18 protein-coding genes are annotated in these 21,582 nt (G+C 73.9%); 6 read left to right on the forward strand and 12 right to left on the reverse strand.

What is annotated here, in order from left to right; genetic code table 11:
• Nucleotides 1-5 precede the first annotated feature (5 nt).
• Entirely contained in the window at nucleotides 6-1,856 is a 1,851-nt protein-coding gene (locus GA0074696_RS11005; protein ID WP_172894257.1) for a glycosyltransferase family protein, read from the reverse strand.
• 153 nt (nucleotides 1,857-2,009) lie between these two features.
• Between GA0074696_RS11005 and GA0074696_RS11010 the strand changes: the two genes are divergently transcribed.
• Nucleotides 2,010-2,399, forward strand: coding sequence for an SCO5389 family protein (locus tag GA0074696_RS11010; RefSeq protein ID WP_088961009.1), 390 nt, complete (start codon nucleotides 2,010-2,012; stop codon nucleotides 2,397-2,399).
• A gap of 155 nt (nucleotides 2,400-2,554) precedes the next feature.
• A complete protein-coding gene (locus tag GA0074696_RS11015; protein WP_088961010.1) occupies nucleotides 2,555-3,748 on the forward strand; it encodes an extracellular catalytic domain type 1 short-chain-length polyhydroxyalkanoate depolymerase in 1,194 nt (397 codons plus the stop codon).
• A gap of 94 nt (nucleotides 3,749-3,842) precedes the next feature.
• Here the strand turns inward: GA0074696_RS11015 and GA0074696_RS11020 are convergent, their stop codons facing one another.
• A complete protein-coding gene (locus GA0074696_RS11020; protein ID WP_088964491.1) occupies nucleotides 3,843-4,742 on the reverse strand; it encodes a TIGR01777 family oxidoreductase in 900 nt (299 codons plus the stop codon).
• Nucleotides 4,743-4,856: 114 nt separating this feature from the next.
• Nucleotides 4,857-5,855, reverse strand: a complete 999-nt coding sequence (locus GA0074696_RS11025; RefSeq protein ID WP_088961011.1) for an aldo/keto reductase — start codon at nucleotides 5,853-5,855, stop codon at nucleotides 4,857-4,859.
• Between the two features lie 55 nt (nucleotides 5,856-5,910).
• Between GA0074696_RS11025 and GA0074696_RS11030 the strand changes: the two genes are divergently transcribed.
• Nucleotides 5,911-6,363 carry a MerR family transcriptional regulator gene (locus GA0074696_RS11030; RefSeq protein ID WP_088961012.1) on the forward strand — a complete coding sequence of 151 codons (453 nt, stop codon included), beginning with the start codon at nucleotides 5,911-5,913 and terminating at the stop codon, nucleotides 6,361-6,363.
• A gap of 97 nt (nucleotides 6,364-6,460) precedes the next feature.
• Here GA0074696_RS11030 and GA0074696_RS11035 read toward each other — a convergent pair whose 3' ends face one another.
• The 3 genes from GA0074696_RS11035 to GA0074696_RS11045 all read right to left on the reverse strand — a co-directional run bounded on the left by GA0074696_RS11035 (nucleotide 6,461) and on the right by GA0074696_RS11045 (nucleotide 9,332).
• Nucleotides 6,461-7,375, reverse strand: a complete 915-nt coding sequence (locus GA0074696_RS11035) for a TIGR03621 family F420-dependent LLM class oxidoreductase (protein ID WP_088961013.1) — start codon at nucleotides 7,373-7,375, stop codon at nucleotides 6,461-6,463.
• Between the two features lie 71 nt (nucleotides 7,376-7,446).
• Complete coding sequence (locus GA0074696_RS11040) at nucleotides 7,447-7,917, reverse strand: hemerythrin domain-containing protein (RefSeq protein WP_231925331.1); 471 nt, start codon at nucleotides 7,915-7,917, stop codon at nucleotides 7,447-7,449.
• 77 nt (nucleotides 7,918-7,994) lie between these two features.
• Nucleotides 7,995-9,332 carry a low temperature requirement protein A gene (locus GA0074696_RS11045; RefSeq protein WP_088964493.1) on the reverse strand — a complete coding sequence of 446 codons (1,338 nt, stop codon included), beginning with the start codon at nucleotides 9,330-9,332 and terminating at the stop codon, nucleotides 7,995-7,997.
• A 208-nt stretch (nucleotides 9,333-9,540) separates the two neighbouring features.
• On the opposite strand from GA0074696_RS11045, the gene GA0074696_RS11050 reads away from it, so the two are divergent.
• On the forward strand, nucleotides 9,541-10,485 hold the full coding sequence (locus GA0074696_RS11050) for an SDR family NAD(P)-dependent oxidoreductase (protein WP_088961014.1): 945 nt from the start codon (nucleotides 9,541-9,543) through the stop codon (nucleotides 10,483-10,485).
• Nucleotides 10,486-10,587: 102 nt separating this feature from the next.
• Here GA0074696_RS11050 and sucB read toward each other — a convergent pair whose 3' ends face one another.
• Both sucB and lpdA read right to left on the reverse strand, forming a co-directional pair.
• Nucleotides 10,588-12,447 (reverse strand): 2-oxoglutarate dehydrogenase, E2 component, dihydrolipoamide succinyltransferase, encoded by a 1,860-nt coding sequence (gene sucB, locus GA0074696_RS11055; RefSeq protein WP_088961015.1) that lies wholly within the window; start codon nucleotides 12,445-12,447, stop codon nucleotides 10,588-10,590.
• 72 nt (nucleotides 12,448-12,519) lie between these two features.
• Nucleotides 12,520-13,908: a dihydrolipoyl dehydrogenase gene (gene lpdA / locus GA0074696_RS11060; protein WP_088961016.1), complete on the reverse strand. Its 1,389-nt coding sequence runs from the start codon at nucleotides 13,906-13,908 to the stop codon at nucleotides 12,520-12,522.
• Nucleotides 13,909-14,087: 179 nt separating this feature from the next.
• Here lpdA and GA0074696_RS11065 point away from each other — a divergent pair, with 179 nt between their 5' ends.
• The gene (locus tag GA0074696_RS11065; RefSeq protein WP_088961017.1) at nucleotides 14,088-14,417 is read left to right on the forward strand and encodes a hypothetical protein; all 330 of its coding nucleotides are present in this window, start codon (nucleotides 14,088-14,090) and stop codon (nucleotides 14,415-14,417) included.
• Between the two features lie 173 nt (nucleotides 14,418-14,590).
• Here GA0074696_RS11065 and GA0074696_RS11070 read toward each other — a convergent pair whose 3' ends face one another.
• Nucleotides 14,591-16,162, reverse strand: coding sequence for a leucyl aminopeptidase (locus tag GA0074696_RS11070; RefSeq protein ID WP_088961018.1), 1,572 nt, complete (start codon nucleotides 16,160-16,162; stop codon nucleotides 14,591-14,593).
• A 164-nt stretch (nucleotides 16,163-16,326) separates the two neighbouring features.
• On the opposite strand from GA0074696_RS11070, the gene gcvT reads away from it, so the two are divergent.
• Nucleotides 16,327-17,457, forward strand: a complete 1,131-nt coding sequence (gcvT, locus tag GA0074696_RS11075) for a glycine cleavage system aminomethyltransferase GcvT (RefSeq protein ID WP_088961019.1) — start codon at nucleotides 16,327-16,329, stop codon at nucleotides 17,455-17,457.
• Between the two features lie 86 nt (nucleotides 17,458-17,543).
• On the opposite strand, the gene GA0074696_RS11080 is transcribed toward gcvT, so the two are convergent.
• The 3 genes from GA0074696_RS11080 to GA0074696_RS11090 form a co-directional block, all read right to left on the reverse strand.
• Nucleotides 17,544-18,833 (reverse strand): DUF2314 domain-containing protein, encoded by a 1,290-nt coding sequence (locus GA0074696_RS11080; protein ID WP_088961020.1) that lies wholly within the window; start codon nucleotides 18,831-18,833, stop codon nucleotides 17,544-17,546.
• Nucleotides 18,834-18,898: 65 nt separating this feature from the next.
• A complete protein-coding gene (gene cobS / locus GA0074696_RS11085; protein ID WP_088961021.1) occupies nucleotides 18,899-19,672 on the reverse strand; it encodes an adenosylcobinamide-GDP ribazoletransferase in 774 nt (257 codons plus the stop codon).
• Nucleotides 19,662-21,578: a bifunctional adenosylcobinamide kinase/adenosylcobinamide-phosphate guanylyltransferase gene (locus tag GA0074696_RS11090; RefSeq protein WP_088961022.1), complete on the reverse strand. Its 1,917-nt coding sequence runs from the start codon at nucleotides 21,576-21,578 to the stop codon at nucleotides 19,662-19,664. Before GA0074696_RS11090 ends, cobS begins: the two co-directional genes overlap by 11 nt.
• Nucleotides 21,579-21,582: the final 4 nt, after the last annotated feature.

Here is a 21,582-nt window from a genome sequence, read left to right on the forward strand (position 1 = left end):
GGGGCTCACCGGGGGTGAGCCTCGTCGCGTCGGGCGGCGGGAACCTCCCAGAGCCAGACGTCGTCGACCCGCCGCGGCGGGCCGAGCAGGGCCGTCGCGGTACGGCGCAGGGCGTCCTCGTCGAGGTCGTACTTGGCCCCGTGCACCTCGTCCGGCAACACCACCGCCTCGACGCCCCAGTACCGCAGGTCGGCCAGGCAGAGCTGGATGCTGCCCTCGGTGACGATCGGCACCAGGCCGGTGCGGCCGGCCTGGTCCATCAGCGTGTCGAAGGTGCGCGGCGGCGGGCCGATCCGGCCCCGGCCGTCCGGGCCGCCGGGGCCGAGGAAGAAGCCGGCCGGGATGCGGAACTCGCCCTGCCGGTGCGCCAGCGCGTACGCCTGCCAGCGCTGCCCGTCCGGCGTCACGTCCAGGGTCAGCGGCAGCGGGGTGAGCACCCCGCCGGGCGAGACGTGCTGCCGCCAGGTCCCGGCCGTGATGAACTCCGGCACCGGCGGTCGGGCGCTGGTCGCCAGCGGCGTGGGCAGCAGCGGCACCAGCGCGGCCGCGAAGCCGACAGCCCACGCCGTCGCCACGCGCCGTCGCCGGGGCGGTTCGCCCCGGAGCTGGTCGACGGTGTACGCCAGCAGCAGGCCGATCACCGGCGCGACCACCAGCGCCAGCCGGGACGGCAGCGCGGCGTTGACCACCGGCAGCCCGTCCAGCAGGCCGAACGGCAGCAGCTGGTCGGTGCGCCGCCCGTCCCACTTCGCCAGCGACCCCCAGGACAGCACCGAGAAGAGCGCGGCGGTGACGCCCAGCGCGGCCAGCGTGGCCCGGCGGCCCGCATCGGCCCGCCGCCACAGCGCCCCGAAGCAGGCCACGGCGAGCAGCAGCAGCGGCAGTCCGAAGAAGGAGTTCTCCTCGGTCGGGTTGGGTGCCAGGTTGGTGCCCAGGCCCGCCGCGCCGGCCAGCGACCGCTGCGGGTACGCCCCGAACGCGGCGATGTCCTCGGAGTGGATCACGGCGTCGAAACCGGTGCCGTGGAAGCGCTGCGGGCCGGCGAAGTGCAGCCAGAGCGGGTACGCCAGCAGCGCCCCCGCCACCAGCGCGGTCACGCCGAGCCCGCGCAGGAAGGGCGGCAGCGCCGCCCGCGCCTCGGCCCGCCGGGCCGGGTGCAGCGCCCAGACGGCGAGGAAGACGGCGAGCGCCAGCGCGGTGAAGAAGAGCCCCTCGGCGGCGATCGAGAACGCGACCGCGACCAGCACGCCGAGCACGATCCCGCCGCGCAGCCAGCGCCCGGGCCGGCGCAGCGCGAACACCCCCCAGGTCAGCAGCGGCACCAGCCAGCCGGCGGTCCAGTTCAGGTGCGCGTTGGCGTGCGAGACCATGCCGGGGGAGTAGGCGATGAACAGCGCCCCGACACCGGCGGCCAGCCGGCTGCGGACCAGGTGCCGGGAGAGCAGCCAGTACCAGGCCAGCGCGGTGGCGACCAGGTTGAGGGTGAGGATCACCAGGAACGTCGCCGGCGGCCCGATCAGGTACGTCAGCGGGGCGAAGACCGCCGCGTAGACGGTGATCGAGGTGTTGACCGCGAGGTTCACCCCGTCCGGGACGTTGACCAGGTGGGTGAAGAACGGGTTCTCCCCGTGGGTCAGCGCGTGCCCACCAAAGGCGAGCAGCCACTCGAAGAGCGCCTGGTCGCTGGAGTTGACCGTGATCGCCCGGCTGCTCGGGTCGCGCCAGAGGCCGCTGGTCACCCAGACGGCCAGCACCACGGCGGCCAGCACCACGCTCAGATCGGCCCGGCGACCCTGGCCGGTGGCGGGTGCGGCGGCGGGCGGCTGGTCGGCGGCCAGGGTCGGGGAGGTCGGCACGGAGCGGACGTTACCAACCGGATCTGGCGGCACCGCTCAGACACGAAAGCCGGTCGGGCGCGGAACCTTGATTCCTTGTTGGAAATGACTTCCAATTGCAGAAGTCGCGCCATCGCGCAGATCGCGCGTCAGTGCGCAGATCGGAGGAGCGCCATGTCTCTCGACGTACCCACCGCCCTGCTGGAGCGGGCCGAGGCCGGCCGGGTCGACGACGAGGAGTTCGTCGACTGTGTCCGGCGGTCCCTGCCGTACGCCTGGTCGGTGGTCGCCGACGTCGCCGCGCGCGCGGCCGACGGCGGCCGGATGGCCGAGCACGCCGTGCCGCCGCCGTCGGAGGCCGAGCGCGGGCAGTTGCTGCGCGCGCTGGCCAGCGACGCCATCCGGGGCGGGCTGGAGCGGCACTTCAACGTGACGCTGGCCTTCCAGAACTGCCACCGGGTGGCGGCCTTCCCGCCGGCGCTGGTCGGCGGCGACGCCCACCGGCAGTTCGTCTCGCCGCTGGCGCAGATCCGCAACCAGAGCCCGGAGCTGCGCAACTGCTGAGGGTGGGGTCGGGGGTCCGGGGTGCCGGGCCCCCGACCGCCACATCGGCGATGACGAATGTGTGAGCGCTGGCCATGTCGCTGCTCTGAAACACGGACGTAACGTCTCGGCAACTCGGGGGTGACCCAGTTCACACACCGCAACAGGAGGTCGCCGTGCACCGTTCCCCATCCGTACTCGCCCGGCTCGCCGGGGCGCTGGCTGGCGTCGTCGTCGCCGCGGCCGCCCTGGTCGCGGTCGCCGTGCCCGCCCAGGCCGCCACGCTGACCCAGGTCACCAACTTCGGCTCGAATCCGGGCAACCTCGCCATGTACGCCTACCGCCCGGACGGGCTGCCGGCCAACGCCCCGGCCGTGGTGCTGCTGCACGGCTGCACCCAGAACGCCGCCGGCTACTTCGCCAACTCCGGCTGGCAGAAGTACGCCGACCAGTGGAAGTTCGCCCTGATCGTGCCTCAGCAGTCCAGCGCCAACCAGTCGCTGAGCTGCTTCAACTGGTTCGTCGAGGGGGACATCAGCCGAGGCCAGGGCGAGGCGCTGTCGATCAAGCAGATGGTCGACCACGCCAAGACCAACTACGGCCTCGACGGCAACCGGATCTTCGTCAGCGGGCTGTCCGCCGGCGGGGCGATGACCTCGGTCATGCTCGCCACCTACCCGGACGTCTTCGCCGCCGGCTCGGTCATCGCCGGGCTGCCGTACCGCTGCTCGCCGCCGGCGTCGACCAACACCTGCCAGTACACCGGGGTGGACAAGAGCCCGGCGGCCTGGGGCGACCTGGTCCGCAACGCCTACTCCGGCTACACCGGCCGCCGCCCCCGGGTGGCCATCTGGCACGGCACCTCGGACACCACGGTGGTGCCGATGAACGCCACCGAGTCCCGCGACCAGTGGACCAACGTGCTCGGTGTGTCGCAGACCCCGACCAGCACCGCGTCACTGACCGGCGGCACCAGCCTGGAGGTGTACGGCAACGACGCCGTCCGGCTCTACCGGGTCTCCGGCATGGGCCACGGCACGCCGGTCGACCCCGGCTCGGCCGCCGACCAGTGCGGCACCGCGACCTCGTACTTCCTGGACACCATCTGCTCGACCTACCGGGACGCCCTCTTCTTCGGCCTCGGCGACGGCGTCACCCCCACCCCCACCGCCACGGCCTCCCCGACCCCGACCACCGCCCCCACCTGCGTCACCGCCAGCAACTACGCCCACGTGACCGCCGGCCGCGCCTACCAGTCCGGCGGCTACGCCTACGCCCTGGGCAGCAACCAACGAATGGGGCTCTACAACACCTTCAACACCAGCACCCTCAAGCAGACCGCCCCCTCCTACTGGATCATCGGCTGCTGACCCCCGTCCCCACCCCGTCGATCATTGAAGTTGTTGCCCCGCGCCCCGGCGTGTCGGGGCAACAACTTCATGATCACCGCCTTGGAACGGGGGGTCACTCCGTCAGCGCGGCGTGCAGCGCACTGGCCAGGTCGGGGTGGGTGTAGGGGAAGTTGGCCTTGGTGAGGACGGCGGGGAGGACGCGGGTGCTGGTGAGGGCCTCCTGGGCGAAGCCGCCCAGGGCGACCTTGAGGGCCAGCGCGGGGATCGGCATGATCGCCGGACGGTGCAGCTGGCGGGCCAGTTCCTTGGTGAACTCGGCGTTGGTGACCGGGGCCGGACCGACCACGTTGACCGGGCCGCCGATGTCGTCGCGGTCGAGCAGGAACCGCGCGGCGTCCAGCCAGTCCCGCATCGAGATCCACGGCAGCCACTGCCGGCCGCTGCCCAGCTTCCCGGCGATGCCCAGCTTGAACGGCAGCAGCTGCGGCTTGAGCAGCCCGCCGTCGCGGTGCAGCGGCAGCCCGGTGCGCAGCCGCACGACCCGCACCCCGGCGTCCTCGGCCGGCCGGGTCGCCGCCTCCCACACCCGGCAGACGTCGGCCAGGAAACCCTCGCCGGCCGGGGAGTCCTCCTCGACCGCCCGGTCGCCGGTGTTGCCGTACCAGCCGACGGCGGAGGAGTTGAGCAGCACCGTCGGCCGGTCGGCGGCCGGCAGCCCGGCGATGGCGATGGCCAGGGTGGTGGTGGTGTCCACCCGGCTGGACCGGATGAGCTTCCTGTAGTCGTCGTTCCAGCGCTTGTCGCCGACGCCCGCGCCGGCCAGGTTGACCACCGCGTCGGCCTCGGCCACCACGGCCGGGTCGAGCTGCGCGGCGGAGGGGTTCCACTGTCGCTCGTCGGGGGTCCGGGGCGGCCGTCGCACCAGCCGGGTGACCTGGTGCCCGTCGGCGGTGAAGCGGTCGACCAGCCGGGTGCCGAGGAAGCCGGACGCGCCGGCCATGAGGATCCGCATGCTCATATCTTCGGGTACGGAGGCGGGTTCGGATGCGTTCAGCCCGTTTACGGATCGGCTCATCGGGAGCGGCCCGCGACCCGCCAGCCGCCGGGTCGCGGGGCCAGCCCCGGATCAGGCGACCGGCACGGCGCGTAGGTCGGCGAGCAGGCGTTCCACCTCCGCGAACGCCTCGGCCGGCAGCGGCCCGCGGGCGAGGGTGCCGAAGTTCTCCTCGGCCTGCGCGACGGTGCGGCAGCCCGGGATGGGCACCGTACGTGGGCTGCGCGCGAGCAGCCAGCCCAGCGCACCCTTAGCGAGGGTACGACCGTCGGCGGTGAGCGCCTCCCGGATCTCGGCGAGCCGGGCCGACCATTGCGGCGCCGGGCGGCCGTCGGTGAACCAGACCAGCCACTCCGGTGCCCTTCCGCGCACGTCGTCCGCCCCGACCGCCCGCGTCGAGCCGGTGAGCAGGCCCATGGCGAGCGGCCCCCGGTTGAGACTGGCCAGGTCGAACGCGTCGCAGACGGCGAGCAGCTCGGCGTTGTCCTTGAACACCGACTCGTCGTGCTGGATCGCCGCGCAGTGCGGACCGGCCTCGGCGAACGCGCGCGCGGACGCAGGGCTGTCGGTGCTCCAGCCGTACGCGTGGATCTTGCCCTGGGTGACCAGGTCCTCCAGGGTGTCGACCAGGTCGAGCGCGGCGGACGCCGGCAGGCCGTTGATGTGCAACTGGTAGAGGTCGACATGGTCGGTGCCGAGCCGGCGCAGCGACTCCTCCAGGCTGGCCACCGCGTAGGCCGGGCTGCCGTCCTCGCCGGTCCACCGGCGGGTCGGCTCGTCCGAGCGGTTGCCGAACTTGGTGGCGATCACCGCCCGGTCGCGGCGGCCGGCGAGGGCGCGACCGAGGACCCGCTCGCTGTGCCCGGCGCCGTAGTTGCTGGCCGTGTCGAAGAGCGTGACGCCGAGGTCGAGGGCGCGGTGGATGGTGCGCACCGACTCGTCGTCGTCCACCTCGCCCCAGCCGAACGGCTCTCCGCCCGGGCCCCAGAGCGGTCCACCGATCGCCCAGCACCCCATGCCGAGGGCGCTGACGTCGATCCCGCTGCGGCCCAGTGTCCGTGTCATCGTCATGCGGTCAGCCTTCAACCTGGAGCGCGCTCCAGGTCAAGCCCTAGCGTTGGACGACATGCGCGGCTATACCCCCTCGGAGGCGGCGACCCGGAGCGGGTTCAGCCTCGACACCCTCCGCTACTACGAAAAGATCGGCCTGCTCAGCGACATCGGCCGCACCTCCGGCGGCCGTCGGGTCTTCACCGACGACGACCTGAGCTGGCTGCTGCTGTTCCGCTGCCTGCGGGACACGGGCATGCCGATCGCCGAGATGTGCCGGTACGCCGAGCTGGCCCGCGACGGTGAGCACACCGCCGGCCAACGGCAGGCCCTGTTGGAGCGGCACGCCGAACGGGTCGAGGAGCAGATGCGCCTGCTGGAACGTCAGTACGCCCATCTCCGCGAGAAGATCCGGTTCTACCAGCGGCTCCCTGGCACGCCCCTCGTCGACCACGGCGGCGACCGCGACGGCCGCGCCACCCGTGCCCCCGGTGGGTCCGTCGCCGACGCCGGAGACGGCCGATCGTGAGTCGTCCACGTCATCAGCTCGACAGCGTCACGGCGACACGCGTGGCGCCCGGGCCGGAGTCGGCTCGCCGCTGACTCCCGGCCGCTCCTGCTGCAGGTCAGGACAGCCGGGCGAGCACCGGAGCGAGTGGTTCGAGGGCGTCCCGGCGTACCACGAAGCGGGTGACGCCCCAGCGGCGCCGGTGCTCCGCGACCGCCGCGGCGATCTCGTCCGCCGTCCCGATCAGCACGAACGGCGTGGCCAGCACCTGGGCGACGGTCAGGCCGACGTCGCGCGCGGTCTCCGCCGCTGCGGCCTCCGCGTCGTCGGTGACCACCACCTTCTGCACCAGCGCCTCCAGCGCGGGCGGGTCGTCCCGACCGTCCGCGCCGGCCGCGACGTGGTCGAGCTGCGCCTCGATCTGGTCGGTCCGCCAGCGCACGTCGTGGGCGTGGCCGTCGACGAGGGTACGCCCGAAGCCGGTCAGCCCGACCACCTCGGCGTGCGCGCCGGCCCAGCGCAGCAGCGTCGAGTTGGCGGTGCCCATGGTCAGCGGAATCCGGTCCTGCACCGGGCGGGGCGCGGTCAGTCGGGCCTCCCGCACGGTCAGCTCGGGAGAGTCCACGGTGACCTCGTCGCCGTCGAGCAGGGCGCGGACCGCCTCGGCGACGGCCACGCAACGGCGTACCCGGCCGGCGACGTCCGGGCGCTCGCGGCCGACGGCGCGCCACTCGGCCGGGGTGTGGCCGGCGCCGACGCCGAGCCGGGCCCGGCCACCGGAGACCAGGTCGAGGGTGGCCACGTCGGTGGCGAGCAACATCGGCTCGCGGACGCCGAGGTTCGACACGTACGAGCCGAGGCCGATCGTCGAGGTCACCGACGCGGCGGCGGCCAGCGCCACGAACGGGGACGGCACGGCCCCGGGGTGGTCGGCGGCGAGCAGCGCGTCGAAGCCGGCGGCCTCGGCGCGGCGGGCCAGGTCCAGCCAGCTCGCCGCGTCGGTGGGGGTGGCCTGGAGGCAGAAGACGGTCACCGGGCCAGCCTGCGCCGTCGGCGACCCCGCCGGCCAGCCCGGACGGGCCCATTCTGCTGACCGGCGAATCCTCACTCGGGCAGCGGCACGCCGAGCAGCTCCTCGGTCGTCCCGCCGCGCGCCGCGTTCAGGGCGGCGACCAGCTTCTTCTCCTCGTAGACGAAGTGCGATTCGAGCAGCGCGCTCAGGCCGTCCAGTTCGGCGCGTACCCCGTCGACCCCGGCCGGGTCGGCGGCCAGCTCCTCGACGCGGCGCAGGACGGCCGCGACCACCTCGTGGTCGGCGGCGAGTTCGTCGAGGACCGGGCGCAGCTGCGGCGCCTGCTCGGCCAGCACCCGGAACGCACCGCCGTCCTCGCCGGTGTGGTGGCGGGTGAGCGCGGAGCAGAAGGTGAGGCAGTGGGCGCGCAGATCGCGCGGACCGGTGCGGGAGTCGAGGCCGGCGCGCAGCGCGGCCAGCTCCTCGCGGAGCCAGAGGTGGATCTCGATCATCTGGTTGCCGAGGGCGGTCAGGCGGTCGCCCGGCTCGGTGGAGGGGTGCACGTGGGTCCCATGCTGTCCCGCGCCTCCATGCCCTCGGCGGTCTCCTTGCCGGGTGCACCGCGACGCTGCCGGTGATCCTACGTCGAGGTGCCCCTGTCGTCGGTCCCGTCCTCGTGCCAACGGGCCCGCCACTCCGCCTCGCGCGCCTCGTGGGTGGTCCTCTCCTGGAAGACCACCTCGTGCAGCGCGTGCCGGGCGTCCGCCATAATCACCACCTCGAGGACCACCAGCGCCACGCAGATCGCGGTCAGCAGGGTGAGGGCGGCCAGCCCGGGCAGGTGCGAGCCGATCGGAATGCCGGCGGCGAGCGCGAGCACGGCGCCGACCCGGGTCCAGGAGAGCGTGCCCAGCGTGCGCCACTGGAACAGCATGTTCCCGCACAGGTAGCAGATCACCCCGCCGAAGAGCAGGGGTACGCCGGGGCCGTGCGGCGGCTCATGGATCGGCACCGACGGATTGGCGATCTCGTGGACGATCCCCTCGGCGCCCAGGGCGAACAGGATGATCCCGGCGATCATCGGCAGGAAGAAGTAGGCGTACGCGTCCCGGGCCATCCCCACCCGGGAGAGGCCCTGCGTGGCGTGCAGAGCGATCCGGGCGGCCGGGCCGATCACGTCGTAGTGGGCCCACCAGAGCGCGGCGGTGAAGAAGATGCCCAGCACCGCCGCCGCGACCGCGGGCCAGGTCGGCGGCTGGCCGAGCAGATTGCTGCCGACGCCGACCGAGATCACCGACTCGCCCAGCGCGATGATCAGGATGAGCTCGTAGCGTTCCGTCCAGTGCTCGGCTGAGGCCACCGCCCAGCCCTTGGCGCCGCCGATGAGCCCGGTCGAGTACTGGAGCACCACCACCGTCAGCCACAGGCCGTCCCGGACCATCCCCGCTACGCCCAGGTCGTCGATCCAGGTGGGAATCAACGCCGCGGCCAGCAGCAGGAGGGTGCTGAGCGTCATCTCCGGGGCGAACCGGAGCGTCTGCCGGCGCTCGTCCGGGCTGTCCTGGACGACGTGCAGGTAGAGGATGAAGTGCACCGCGCGGATCACCACATAGCTGACCGCCACGACCACCGGCCCCGCCGCGCCACCGCGCGGGTCGCGGAACGCCTGCGGCAGGGAGAGCGCGAAGCAGAAGAGCGCCGCCATCCCGACGACCATCAGCACCGGGACGAAGCCATGGCCGAGCCGGACCCGGGTGGCCACCACGCTGTGCACCACCCAGGTCCACCAGAGCACCGCCAGCACCAGCATGCCGTGCAGCAACGCCGAACCAGTGATCTGCACGGCGGTGGCCCGGGTGATGATGAAGAACGAGAAGACGAAGACCAGGTCGAAGAAGACCTCGAAGCGGTCCACCCGGGCGCCGGGAGCGACCGAGACCGCGGGCCCCAGCCATCTGCGCCACCGCCACCGCCCGATGCCCACCCGTCCACTCTCGCAGCGTCGGCTCGGCCCGGAGGCGATTCCCCGGGACACCGCGCTCAGCCCGGCGAGCGGTAGAACGTGCCCATGCCGACGCCTGGGATCGCGGGCGATCGCTCCAGCGTTACCTCCGCGCCTTTCGTGGGAAAACGCCGCACCGCGGCGTCCAGCAGCCGCCCGCCGCCGCCTCGGACAAGGATGGATCATGACCACCAGCACACCTGTCAGCACGCCGTTCTCCCGCGAGTCCACCGCCATGGACGTCGTGCGCGGCATCGACCTCAGCGGTCGACGGGCCGTCGTCACCGGTGGGGCGTCCGGCATCGGCGTGGAGACCGCCCGTGCGCTCGCCGCCGCCGCGGCCGAGGTCACCCTCGCCGTCCGCAACCTCGACGCCGGCCAGCGGGCCGCCGCGGACATCACGGACACCACCGGCAACGACCGGATCCTCGTCGCGCCGCTCGACCTCGCCGACCAGTCGTCGATGGCCGGATTCGTGCGCACCTGGGACGGGCCGCTGCACATCCTGGTCGACAACGCCGGCATCATGGCCTCGCCCGAGATGCGCACCCCGCAGGGCTGGGAGATGCAGTTCGCGACCAACCACCTGGGTCACTTCGCCCTGGCCACCGGGCTGCACCGGGCGCTGGCGGCGGCCGGGGGCGCGCGCGTCGTGTCGGTCAGCTCGGCGGCCCACCTGCGCTCGCCGGTGGTCTTCGACGACATCCACTTCACCCGGCGTCCGTACGACCCGTGGGAGGCCTACGGGCAGTCCAAGACGGCCAACGTGCTCTTCGCGGTGGAGCTGACCAGGCGCTGGGCCGACGACGGCATCACCAGCAACGCGTTGATGCCCGGGGCGATCCGGACCAACCTCCAGCGCTACATCAGCGAGGAGGAACTGAACCGGATGCGCGCGCAGAGCGGCGGCGGCGCGGCCTACTGGAAGAGCACCGAGCAGGGCGCGGCCACGTCCGTGCTGGTCGCCACCTCACCGCTGCTCGACGGCATCGGCGGGCGCTACTTCGAGGACTGCCAGGAGGCCGGGCCGAACCAGCCGGGCACCCGCACCGGCTACGCGCCGTACGCCCGCGACCCGGAGGCCGCGGAGCGGCTCTGGACGGTCTCCGAGGAGACCCTCCGGGCCTGACGCGGGTGCGGCACCGGTTTCCGCGACCGCCGCACGCAGGGCGGAACGGCGCAGGGCGCCCCGGTCGGTGTGACCGGGGCGCCCTGTGCGCGTACGGGAGGATCAGAGGCCGAGGTCGGCCTCGAAGTTGCCGCCCTCCAGGCGCTCCTTGACCGCGACCAGGAAACGGGCCGCGTCGGCGCCGTCGATCAGCCGGTGGTCGTAGGAGAGGGCCAGGTAGATCATCGAGCGGACCGCGATGACCTCGCCCAGCTCCGGGTCGTTGACCACGACCGGGCGCTTGACCACGGCACCGGTGCCGAGCATCGCCGACTGCGGCGACGGCACGATCGGGGTGTCGAAGAGCGCGCCCCGGCTGCCGGTGTTGGTCAGCGTGAAGGTCGCGCCGGCGATCTCGTCCGGGCTGATCTTGTTGGTCCGGGTGCGCTCGGCCAGGTCGGCGACCCGCTTGGCGATGCCGCCCAGGTTCAGGTCACCGGCGTTGTGGATGACCGGGACCAGGAGACCCCGCTCGGTGTCCACGGCGATGCCGAGGTGCTCGGCGTCCGGGTAGGTGATCGTCCCGGCCTCGAGGTCCATGCTGGCGTTGACGATCGGGAACGCCTGCAGCGCCTCGATGGCCGCCAGCGCGAAGAACGGCAGGAACGACAGCTTGACGCCGTGCCGCTGCTGGAACGAATCCTTGGCCTGCGCCCGCAGCTTGGCGATCTTGGTGACGTCCACCTCGATCACCGTGGTGAGCTGCGCCATCTCGTGCAGCGACTCGTGCATCCGCTTGGCGATGGCCTTGCGGATCCGGGGCAGCTTCTCGGTCGTGCCGCGCTTGCCGCTCGGCTGCGGCTTCGCGGCCGGCTTGGCCGGGGCCGCCGCGGCGGGCTGCGGCGCGGGGGCCGGCGCGGCCTTGGCCGCCTTGGCCTTCTCCGCCGCCTCCAGCACGTCCTGCTTGCGGATCCGGCCGCCGACACCGGTGCCGTTGACCGAGGAGAGGTCGACACCGTGCTCGCCGGCCAGCTTGCGCACCAGCGGGGTCACGTAGCCGGCCGCCTCCTCGCCGCCGCCCTGCGCGGGGGCGGTGGGCCGCTGCGGGGTCGGGGTCGGCGCGGACGGCTGCGCCGCCTGCTCGGCCTTGGCCGGCTCGGCGGCGGTCTCCGCCTCGGCCGCGGGCTCGTTGTACGACAGGCCCGGGGTCGGCTCCTCGACCTTGGGCTCCGGCTTGGCCTCGGCCTTCGGCTCCGGCTTCGGCTCCGGCTTCGGCTCGGGCTTCGGCTCGGGCTTGGCCTCCGCCTTGGGCTCGGGCTTCGGCTCCGGCTTCGCCGGGGCCGGGGCGGCCCCGGCGGCACCGATGATCGCCAGGTCGGCGCCCACCTCGGCGGTCTCGTCCTCGGCGACCTTGATCTCCAGGACGGTGCCGGCGACCGGCGACGGGATCTCCGTGTCGACCTTGTCGGTGGAGACCTCCAGCAGCGGCTCGTCCACCTCGACGGTCTCGCCGACCTGCTTGAGCCAGCGGGTGACCGTACCCTCGGTGACGCTCTCGCCCAGGGCCGGCATCTTCACCGGGGTGCCCTCGCCCGACGGCGCCGGGGCGGCCTCGGCCTGCGGCTGCGGCGCCGCGGGCTGCTCCTGCTCGGGCTCCGGGCCGGTGCCCGCCGCGGCGGCGGTGGGCTCGGCGGCCGGCTCGGCCGCCTGCTGCGGGGCGGCCTCGCCGCCACCGGCCTGCTCGCCCTCACCGGCGATGACGGCCAGCTCGCTGCCCACCTCGGCGGTCTCGTCCTCGCCGACCACGATCCGGCTCAGCACGCCCGCCGCGGGGGACGGGATCTCGGTATCGACCTTGTCGGTCGACACCTCGAGCAGCGGCTCGTCGACCTCGACGGTGTCGCCCTCCTGCTTGAGCCAGCGGGTGACGGTGCCCTCGGTGACGCTCTCTCCGAGCCGAGGCATGGTGACCGATACCGGCATCTCTTATGACTCCTTCATTCCCCTGTGCGATCTCGCCCGTCTGCCGCCGGACGCCGCGGAATCAGTTCTTGATCAGGCGTGCGAGTGCAGCGGCTTGCCGGCGAGGGCCAGGTGCGCCTCGCCCAGGGCCTCGCTCTGCGTCGGGTGGGCGTGCACGAGCTGCGCCACCTCGGCCGGGTACGCCTCCCAGTTGTAGATGAGCTGCGCCTCACCGACGAGCTCACCGACCCGGGCGCCGACCATGTGCACGCCGACCACCGGGCCGTCCTCCACCCGGACCAGCTTCACGAAGCCGGCCGTCTTGAGGATCTGGCTCTTGCCGTTGCCACCCAGGTTGTAGTTGTAGGTCTTGACCTTGTCCGCGCCGTACTGCTCCTTGGCCTTCGTCTCGGTCAGACCCACCGACGCCAGCTCCGGGTCGGAGTAGGTGACCCGCGGGATGCCGGCCTCGTCGATCACGGCCGGGTTCTGGCCGGCGATCTCCTCGGCGACGAAGATGCCCTGCTGGAAGCCGCGGTGGGCGAGCTGGAGGCCGGGCACGATGTCGCCGACCGCGTAGACGTTCGGCACGCTGGTGCGCAGCCGCTCGTCGGTCAGCACGTAGCCGCGGTCCATCTTCACGCCCTGCTCCTCGTACCCGAGGTTGGCGGTGTTCGGGCCGCGCCCGACGGCGACCAGCAGCAGCTCGGCCTCGACGGTCTCGCCGCCGGCGATGGTCAGCTTGACGCCGTTGTCGGTCTTCTCGACCTTCTCGAACGGCTTGCCGACCTTGAAGTTGATCTTCCGCTTGCGGAAGGCCCGCTCCAGCGCCTTGGACGACTCCTCGTCCTCGGCGGCGACCAGGCGGGGCAGCGCCTCGACGATCGTGACGTCCACGCCGAAGGACTTCCACACGCTGGCGAACTCGACGCCGATCACGCCGCCGCCGAGCACGATCACCGACGCCGGGACCCGGTCCAGGGTCAGCGCGTGGTCGCTGGTGATGATCCGCTCGCCGTCGATCTCCAGGCCGGGCAGGCTCTTGGCGTACGAGCCGGAGGCCAGGATGACGTTGCGGCCGGTGTAGCGCTTGCCGTCGACCTCGACGACGTTCTTGCCGACCAGCTTGCCGGCACCGGCCACGAAGGTGACGTTCTTGGCGCTGCCCACCAGGCCCTGCAGGCCCTTGTAGAGGCGGGAGACCACGCCGTCCTTGTACGAGTTGACCCCCGCCATGTCGATGCCGACCAGTTCGGCCTTCACCCCGAACTGCTCCGACTCGCGGGTCTGGTCGGCGATCTCGGCCGCGTGCAGCAGCGCCTTGGTGGGGATGCAGCCGTTGTGCAGGCAGGTGCCGCCGAGCTTCCCCTTCTCGATCAGCGCGACCGAGAGATCCAACTGGGCGGCACGCAGCGCCGCCGCGTAGCCGCCGCTGCCACCTCCGAGAATGACGATGTCGAAGGTCTCGTTCGGCTCGCTCACGTCCAACTCCCAGGTCGCGTCGCTGCATCGGGGGTCACGGTGGGGCAACAGGGACACACCCCACCTCGGTCATCTTGTCACTAGGGGATGCGGTGCGCGTACCGAGGTGCCCAACGACACGTCGTCGACACGTACTCTTGGCACCGTCTTCGATGACGGCACGGGGGAGGAGACAGTCGGTGGGGCTATTCCGGCGACGAAAGCAGACGGGCGCGGTCAGTCGTGGCCGCCCCGCCGACCGGGCTGATCTGGACCATCTTGAGAACTTCGTCCGGACCCGGCGGGGCGTCGAGGCGTACATCGAGCCGCGGACCACGGTCACCGAGACCACCGTCATCCTGATCGCCGACGACGGGGAGTGGACCCGCCGTCGCGTCGACAGCCCCGAGGGGGCCCGCCGCTTCGCCCACCGGCTGGCCGTCCCCATCTACGACGTCCGCCTGATGGGCTACCCGCAGCGGATGCGCGACTACAACGAGCGCCGCAAACGCCGCCCCGAACTCTTCTGACCCCCGCCGCGGTCCGCGCCCACCCCCAACGCCGTGGGCGCACTTTCACGGAAAGCGTGGCTGTTCCGCGCCGGATGGCCACGCTTTCCGGGAAAGTGCGCGGAGCTTGGTGGAATGCGGGCGGGGCGCCTCCCGGTGGGGGAGGCGCCCCGGTCGTGGGTTGGGGGTGGGCGTCAGCCGTTGGCGGCGACGTCCTCGACCAGCTGCACCAGGGTGCGGACCGGGACGCCGGTGCCGCCCTTGGTCCAGTAGCCGGTCGCCTCGCCCGAGTGGTAGCCCGGGCCGGCGATGTCGATGTGCGCCCAGGCCACATCCTCGGTGACGAACTCGCGCAGGAACACGCCGCCCTGCAGCATGTGCCCGGCCCGGTCCATGCCGGCGTTGACCTGGGAGATGTCCGCGACGTCGGAGTCCATGCCCTTGCGCACGTCGTCCGGCAGCGGCATCGGCCAGGCCGGCTCGCCGACGGACTCGCCGACGGTCTTGACCCGCTCGCACAGCTCCGGGGTGCCCATCACGCCGGCGATCTTCTTGCCCAGCGCGATGACCTGCCCACCGGTGAGGGTGGACGTCTCGAAGAGGTAGTCGGTGCCGTCCGCGCAGGCCCGCGCCATCGCGTCGCCCAGGATCATGCGGCCCTCGGCGTCGGTGTTGAGCACCTCGACCTTCTTGCCGTTGAACATGGTGATCACGTCACCCGGCCGGTAGCTGGTGCCCGACGGCATGTTCTCCGCCATCGGCAGGTACGCGGTCACCGCCACCGACGGCTTCACCGCGGCGATCGCCAGCATCGCGGCGCCGACGGCGGCCGCACCGGCCATGTCGGACTTCATCTCCCACATGCCCTGCGCCGGCTTGATCGAGATGCCACCGGTGTCGAAGGTGATGCCCTTGCCGACCAGCGCCACCCGCTTGCCGCTGCCGCCACCCGACGGGGTGTACGTGAGCTTGACCAGGCGCGGCGGGGCCTCCGAGCCCTGCCCGACGGCGACGATGCCGCCGTACCCGCCGGCGCGCAGCGCCTCGAAGTCCAGCACCTCGACGCCGAGCCCGGCCGCGCGGGCGGCCGCCGCGACGGCCTCGGCGAAGGCCGGCGGACGCAGCTCGTTCGGGGCGGTGTTCACCCAGTCCCGGCTGGTACGCACCGCACCGGCCACCGCGGTGGCCCGGTCGATCTCGCCCCGGGCGGTCGCGTCACCGGCGTCCGGCACGGAGATCAGCACCTCGGCCACCGGCGTGCGCCGGGTCGGCTGCGGCTTGGTCTTGTAGCCGGCGAACCGGTAGCCGCCGAGCAGCGCGCCCTCGGCGACCGCGCGCAGCGCGGCCGGGGCGTCGGCGTCGTCGGGCAGCGGCATGCTGAGCGCCACCCGGGGCGCGCCGGCGAGTGCCCGGACGACGGCGCCGGCGGCCCGGCGCAGCGTCTCCGGGGCGGGGGCGGCGCCGGTCGGCTCGGGGCCGAGCCCGACCGCGGCGACGATCGGCGCGGTGACCGTGCCCAGCGTGGCCAGCTTGGTCACCTCGCCCGGAGCGCCGGTCGCGCCGAGCAGCGCAAGCGTCTCGGTCAGCTTGCCGTCGAAGGCGGCGGCGATGCTCTCCGCGCCACTGGCGAGCAGCAGGGTGCCGGCGAGGCCGCTGGTGGCGTCCTGCTCTCCGGTCTGGCTGTGCACGCCGATCACGATCGCGTCGACGGCAAGCTCGGCGGGGTCGGTGTCGACCAGGCTCAGGGTGGTGCTGGGCGATGTCACTGAAGCTACTCCGGGCGGGCCGGGCCGGTCGCGTCGTCGCGTACCGGCGATGAAGGTCTCCGGCGGCAACCTACCCGCCGGAAGCTTGGCTGTCCCGCCGATGGCTGTCCCGGCGGGTCCCGCCGATGCTAACCAGCGGCGGGTACCCCGGTAAGTTGCCACCCATGACGGACGTGACCTCCGACGCCGCCGCGACCCGGCTGCGCCGTTCCCCGCTGCACGAGCGGCACACCGCTCTCGGCGCCAAGTTCGCCCCCTTCGGGGGTTGGGAGATGCCGCTGGAGTACGCCGGCGGCGGCGTGCTGAAGGAACACACGGCGGTGCGTACCGCCGTGGGCGTCTTCGACGTCTCCCACCTGGGCAAGGCGCGGGTGACCGGGCCGGGCGCGGCGGACTTCGTCAACGCCTGCCTCAGCAACGACCTGGGCCGCATCGGCCCGGGCCGGGCGCAGTACACGCTCTGCTGCGACGACGCGACCGGCGGCGTGGTGGACGACATCATCGCCTACCTGCACGCCGACGACCACGTCTTCCTCATCCCGAACGCGGCGAACACCGCCGAGGTGGTGCGCCGGCTGCGCGCCGCCGCGCCGGCCGGGATCACCGTCACCGACGAGCACGAGGCGTACGCGGTGCTGGCCGTGCAGGGGCCGCGCTCGGCGGAACTGCTCGGCGGGCTGGGCCTGCCGGTGGAGCACGGCTACATGAGCTTCTCCGCCGCCACCCTGGCCGGCGTGGAGCTGACCGTCTGCCGCACCGGCTACACCGGGGAGCTGGGCTACGAGCTGGTGGTGCCGGCCGAGCACGCCGTCGCGGTCTGGGACGCGCTGTTCGCCGCCGGGGCGGCGTACGAGCTGCGGGCCTGCGGGCTGGCCGCCCGGGACACGCTGCGCACCGAGATGGGCTACCCGCTGCACGGGCAGGACCTGTCGCTGGAGATCACGCCGGTGCAGGCCCGCTCCGGCTGGGCGGTCGGCTGGGACAAGCCGGCCTTCTGGGGCCGCGACGCGCTGCTCGCCGAGAAGGCCGCCGGCCCGCGGCGTACGCTGCGCGGCCTGGCGGCCGTCGACCGGGCCATCCCGCGCCCCGGCATGACCGTGTACGCCGGCGACACCGAGCTCGGCACGATCACCAGCGGCACGTTCTCGCCCACGAAGAAGCAGGGCATCGCCCTGGCGCTGCTCGACACGGACGCCAAGCTCGCCGACGGGGACCTCGTCGAGGTCGACATCCGCGGCCGCCGCGCCCAGATGCGGGTCACCCGACCCCCCTTCGTGACCCCCTCGGTCAAGTAACCTCCTGTTGATCAAGAAGTTTGCGTCGGCCCGAGCGCCGGATCCGACGCAAACTTCTTGATCAACGAGGGCAAAGGGGGCGGGGGTCAGGCGGTGGGGGGTTCGCCGGCGTCGAGGACGGCCTGGGTCCAGCCGCCCTCGATGACGCCGGTGCCGTCGAGGAGGGCCCAGTCGACCACGTCGGTGGCCTCGACCACGACGGGGGCGCCGATCCGGACGGTGGGGTCGGTGTTGGCGTCGCTGGCGCTGGCCCCCACGATCCGCTCCGGCACCTCCCACGAGGTCACCCCGGCCCAGACGAACTCGGGGCCCTCGTCGCCGGGCAGGCCGTACTTGACCACGAGCTGCGACTCGGGCGGCAGCTTGCCGGCGAGGAACCGGGCCCGGATGTCGTCCAGCCCGGCCCGGGCGGTGGCGATCGCCTTGCTCATCGCGTCGCCGGGCCGGGCGTAGCGGACGTCGGGCTGGATGCCGGAGAAGAGCGTCGCGCAGGCCGCGGCGAAGTACTTCCCGGGCGGGCCCGGGTGCCCGGGCGGCGGGCGCAGGCTGAGGAACGAGTCGGCCTCCGGGTCGGTGGCCGGGTCCAGCTCCAGCCGCAGCAGCACCGGGGCGGTCGCGCCGTGCTGCTCCGGGTTGCCGTACGCCACCGCGATGTCGTGCCCGGTCACCGTGGCCAGCACGGGCAGCTGCACGAACGCCGGCACCTCCTCGCCGGCCAGCCCGTCGGTCCAGTCCCGCAGCAGCCGCCGGGCGGCCCCGGTCATCACCGCGCCCCAGGCCCGGGTGAGGTGGTCCGGCACGCCCTGGGTCTGCAGCTCCAGCAGGCCGAAGCGGCGCAGCCCCTTGGTGGTGAACCAGAGCCCCTCCGCGTCGGAGGAATAGGGCACCAGCACCCAGTCGACCAGGCGTACCCGGCCCTCGGCGTCCGGCAGTGAGCGCAGCGCGGCCGCCGGGTCGAGGAACTGCAACCCGAACACGTCCACCACGTCGCCGTCGACGGACTCGGCGACCGCGGCGGCCACCGCGCGGGCCGCCCACTCGTGCGCCGGCGGCCAGCCCGGCCGGTACTCGGCCTGCACCACCACCAGGTGGCTGGCCGCGGCCAGCCGGCCGAGCTGCGCCTCGGTGGCGCCGAACGCGGAGAGCAGATCCGGCGGCAACTGCGGGAACTCGTCGATCGACCGGGTGTCCACGGTCATCAGCGGGCTGTCCAGCATCTGCGTCGCCAACCCGTGCACCGGCTCGGCCAGCCGGCCCTCCAGCGCCCGCACCGCCGTCTTCGGGCTCACCCGGGGCAGCCCCGCCATCGGCACCAGGTACGTCGCGCTCAGCGACTCCGGCACCGGGATGGGGAGGAAGTCGTCCGTGATGAGCAAGTCGTCCCCCGGAAGGCCGTGCCGGTGCTGTCGGGGCAAACGCTACCCGCCGCCCGGTGCCGTGTTCAGCCGGACAGCACCAGTCCCAGGTAGACCAGCGTGGTGACCACCTCGACGGCGGCGCCGAGGACGTCGCCGGTGACACCGCCGAGCCGGCGTACCACGTGGCGGAGCAGCCCCACCGCGACGGTGAGCGCCGCCGCGACGGCGACCGGCCCCTGCCACGGGCGGCCCGGTACCGCCGGCACCGCCGCCAGCGCGACGGCGACCGCGCCGACCGCCGGCGCCACCGGTCCCACCGTCCCGGCGACCAGCGCGCCCAACCCCTCCGGCCGGGCCGCCGGCACCCCGCGCCGGCAGGCCACCGTCACCGCGAGCCGCCCCGCCGCCGTCGCGGCCACCACGCCCGCGAGCACCGCCGGCCACGACCGCCCCGCCAGCTCCGCGAGGGCCGCCGTCTGGAGCAGGAGTACGACCACCAGCGCGACCACCCCGAACGGCCCCACGTCCGGCTTCTTCATGATCTCCAGCGCCGCCGCTCCCCGCCGGTACGACCCCAGCGCGTCCACGGTGTCGGCCAGCCCGTCCAGGTGCAGCCCCCGGGTGAGCAGGGCGGCGCAGCCCACCGTCACCCCGGCGGCGACCAGCGGGGGAGCGAACGCGGCCAACAGCAGCAGCACCCCGGCGAGCACCGCGCCGAGCAACGCCCCGACCAGCGGGGCGAGCGCCATCGCGGCGCCCGCCGTCGGACGGTCGATCCGGCCGGCGCGCACCGGCAGCGTGGTGAAGGTGGTCAGCGCCAGCCGCAGGCCGTCGGCGACCCGCGACTCAGCCGGCACGCCAGCCGGACGGGTCCGGCTCCGTGGTCGTCGGCCCCGGGCCGGCCGGCTCCGGCTCGCTGAAGTCGGGCTCGGAGACGTCCGGTTCGGCGCCGCCCGGCTCCACGGTGGTCGGGCCGGGGCCCGCGGGTTCCGGCTCGGCGAAGTCCGGCTCCTCGGAGTCGGGATCCCCGCCGCCGAGCAGGGGGTGCGCCGGCAGCGCGGCGGCCAGCGCCAGCACCGAGCGCAGCAGCGGCAGCGCGGTCAGCGCGTTCGCCCCCTCGCCCAGGTCCAGCCGCAGGTCCAGCAGCGGGGTCAGGCCGAGTACGTCGGCGGCGAGCCGGACCGCCGGGTGGCCGCCGTGGTCGGCGAGCACGCACCAGTGCCGGGCCTGCCCGGCCAGGTCGCGGCTGATCATGCCGGCGGCCACGCCGACCGGGCCGTCGAGCATCACCGGCAGCCGGCGGGCGGTGGCGCCGAGCAGCACGCCGGTGGCCACCGCGATGTCGCCGCCGCCCAGCTCGGCCAGCACGTCCTTGGCGTCGCGCGGGGAGCGGCGGGTCCGGTGCAGCGCGTCCCGGACCGCCGCGCAGCGGGTCATCCACGCCGCGTCGTCGATCTCGCCGCTGGCGGTGATCACCCGGCCGAGCACCGCCGGAGCCTCCGCGCCGGCGGTCGCCGCCAGCACCGCGGCGGCCGCCGCCTCCGTGCCGGCGCCGCACGCCCCCAGCACCAGCAGCTGTACGCCCGCGTCGGCGGCCTCCTCGGCCAGCCGCCAGCCGTAGCGCAGGGCCGACTCGACGGCGGCGCCGGCCAGCGCCGGCTCCTGCTCCATCGGCGCCGAGGACGGGGTGTCCACCACCTGGAGGCTGGCGCCGCTCTCGGCGGCCAGCCGGGCCAGCGCGCCCCGGCCGGCCCGCGCCTGCCGGGCCCGGCGCGACGACTCGCCGGGGACCGTGCCGGCGGCGGCGCCGCCCTGGTGGTCCCCGTGCAGCAGCAGCACCCGCACGCTCGCCCACGGGGCGGGGGTCGCGGTGCCCTGGGTGGCGGCGGCGAAGCCGACGATCCGTTCCAGCGCGCCGAACCCGGCCCCCGCCACGTCCAGGGTGGCGAGCCGGTCGACGGCCTGCGGGCCGGCGTACTCGTCGGGCATGGGCAGCTCCATGCCGGGCTGGATGACCAGGCCGGTCGCGACCATCGGCAGCGCCATGGTCGGCGCCGCCCAGGCGGTCCCGTTGGTGTCCGTGGCTGCGGCGGGTGCGGCGGGCGTGGTCGGGGTCAGCACGTCCGGCAGCGGCGCCTCAGCCGGCGCGGCGGCGGCTGTCACGTCCTGGCGGGCCGGGCCGGCCTGGGCGGGCACCCCGGCGGCGCGCGGGGTGACGGCGGGCTTGAGCCAGGTCGGCTGACCGGCGACCACCAGCACCACGGCGTCGCAGGCGTCCGCGACGGCCCGGTTCGCCGCGCCGAGCGCGTCGGTGAACGCCCGACCCAGCGGGGTGGTCGGCACCAGCGACAGCCCCACCTCGGGGCTGACCAGCACGATCCGCGCCGCGCTGGCGCGGACCGCCGCGGCCAGTTCGGCGATGGTGGCCACGTCGTCGGCGGGCTGGTGCGCCGGGTCGAGCAGCACCGTCACCCAGCCGCCCAGGTCGTCCACCAGCAGCGTCTCGTTCGGCCCGGCGGAGGCGATCACGTCGGCCAGCCGGCGCGGGTCGTCGGCGGTCTCCTCGGTGGTCCAGCTGCCCGGCCGGCGTTCCCGGTGCGCCGCCAGCCGGGCGGCCCACTCGGTGTCGTCCGGGTCCGCGTCGGCGGAGGTCGCCACGTAGCGCACCGTCGGGGCGTCACCCACCAGGGACTCGGCGAACTCCGACTTGCCCGAGCGGATACCGCCGAGCACCAGGACCGTGTTCCAGCCGTCAACGGACATGCCC

This window comes from Micromonospora purpureochromogenes, from assembly GCF_900091515.1.
Classification (GTDB): domain Bacteria; phylum Actinomycetota; class Actinomycetes; order Mycobacteriales; family Micromonosporaceae; genus Micromonospora; species Micromonospora purpureochromogenes.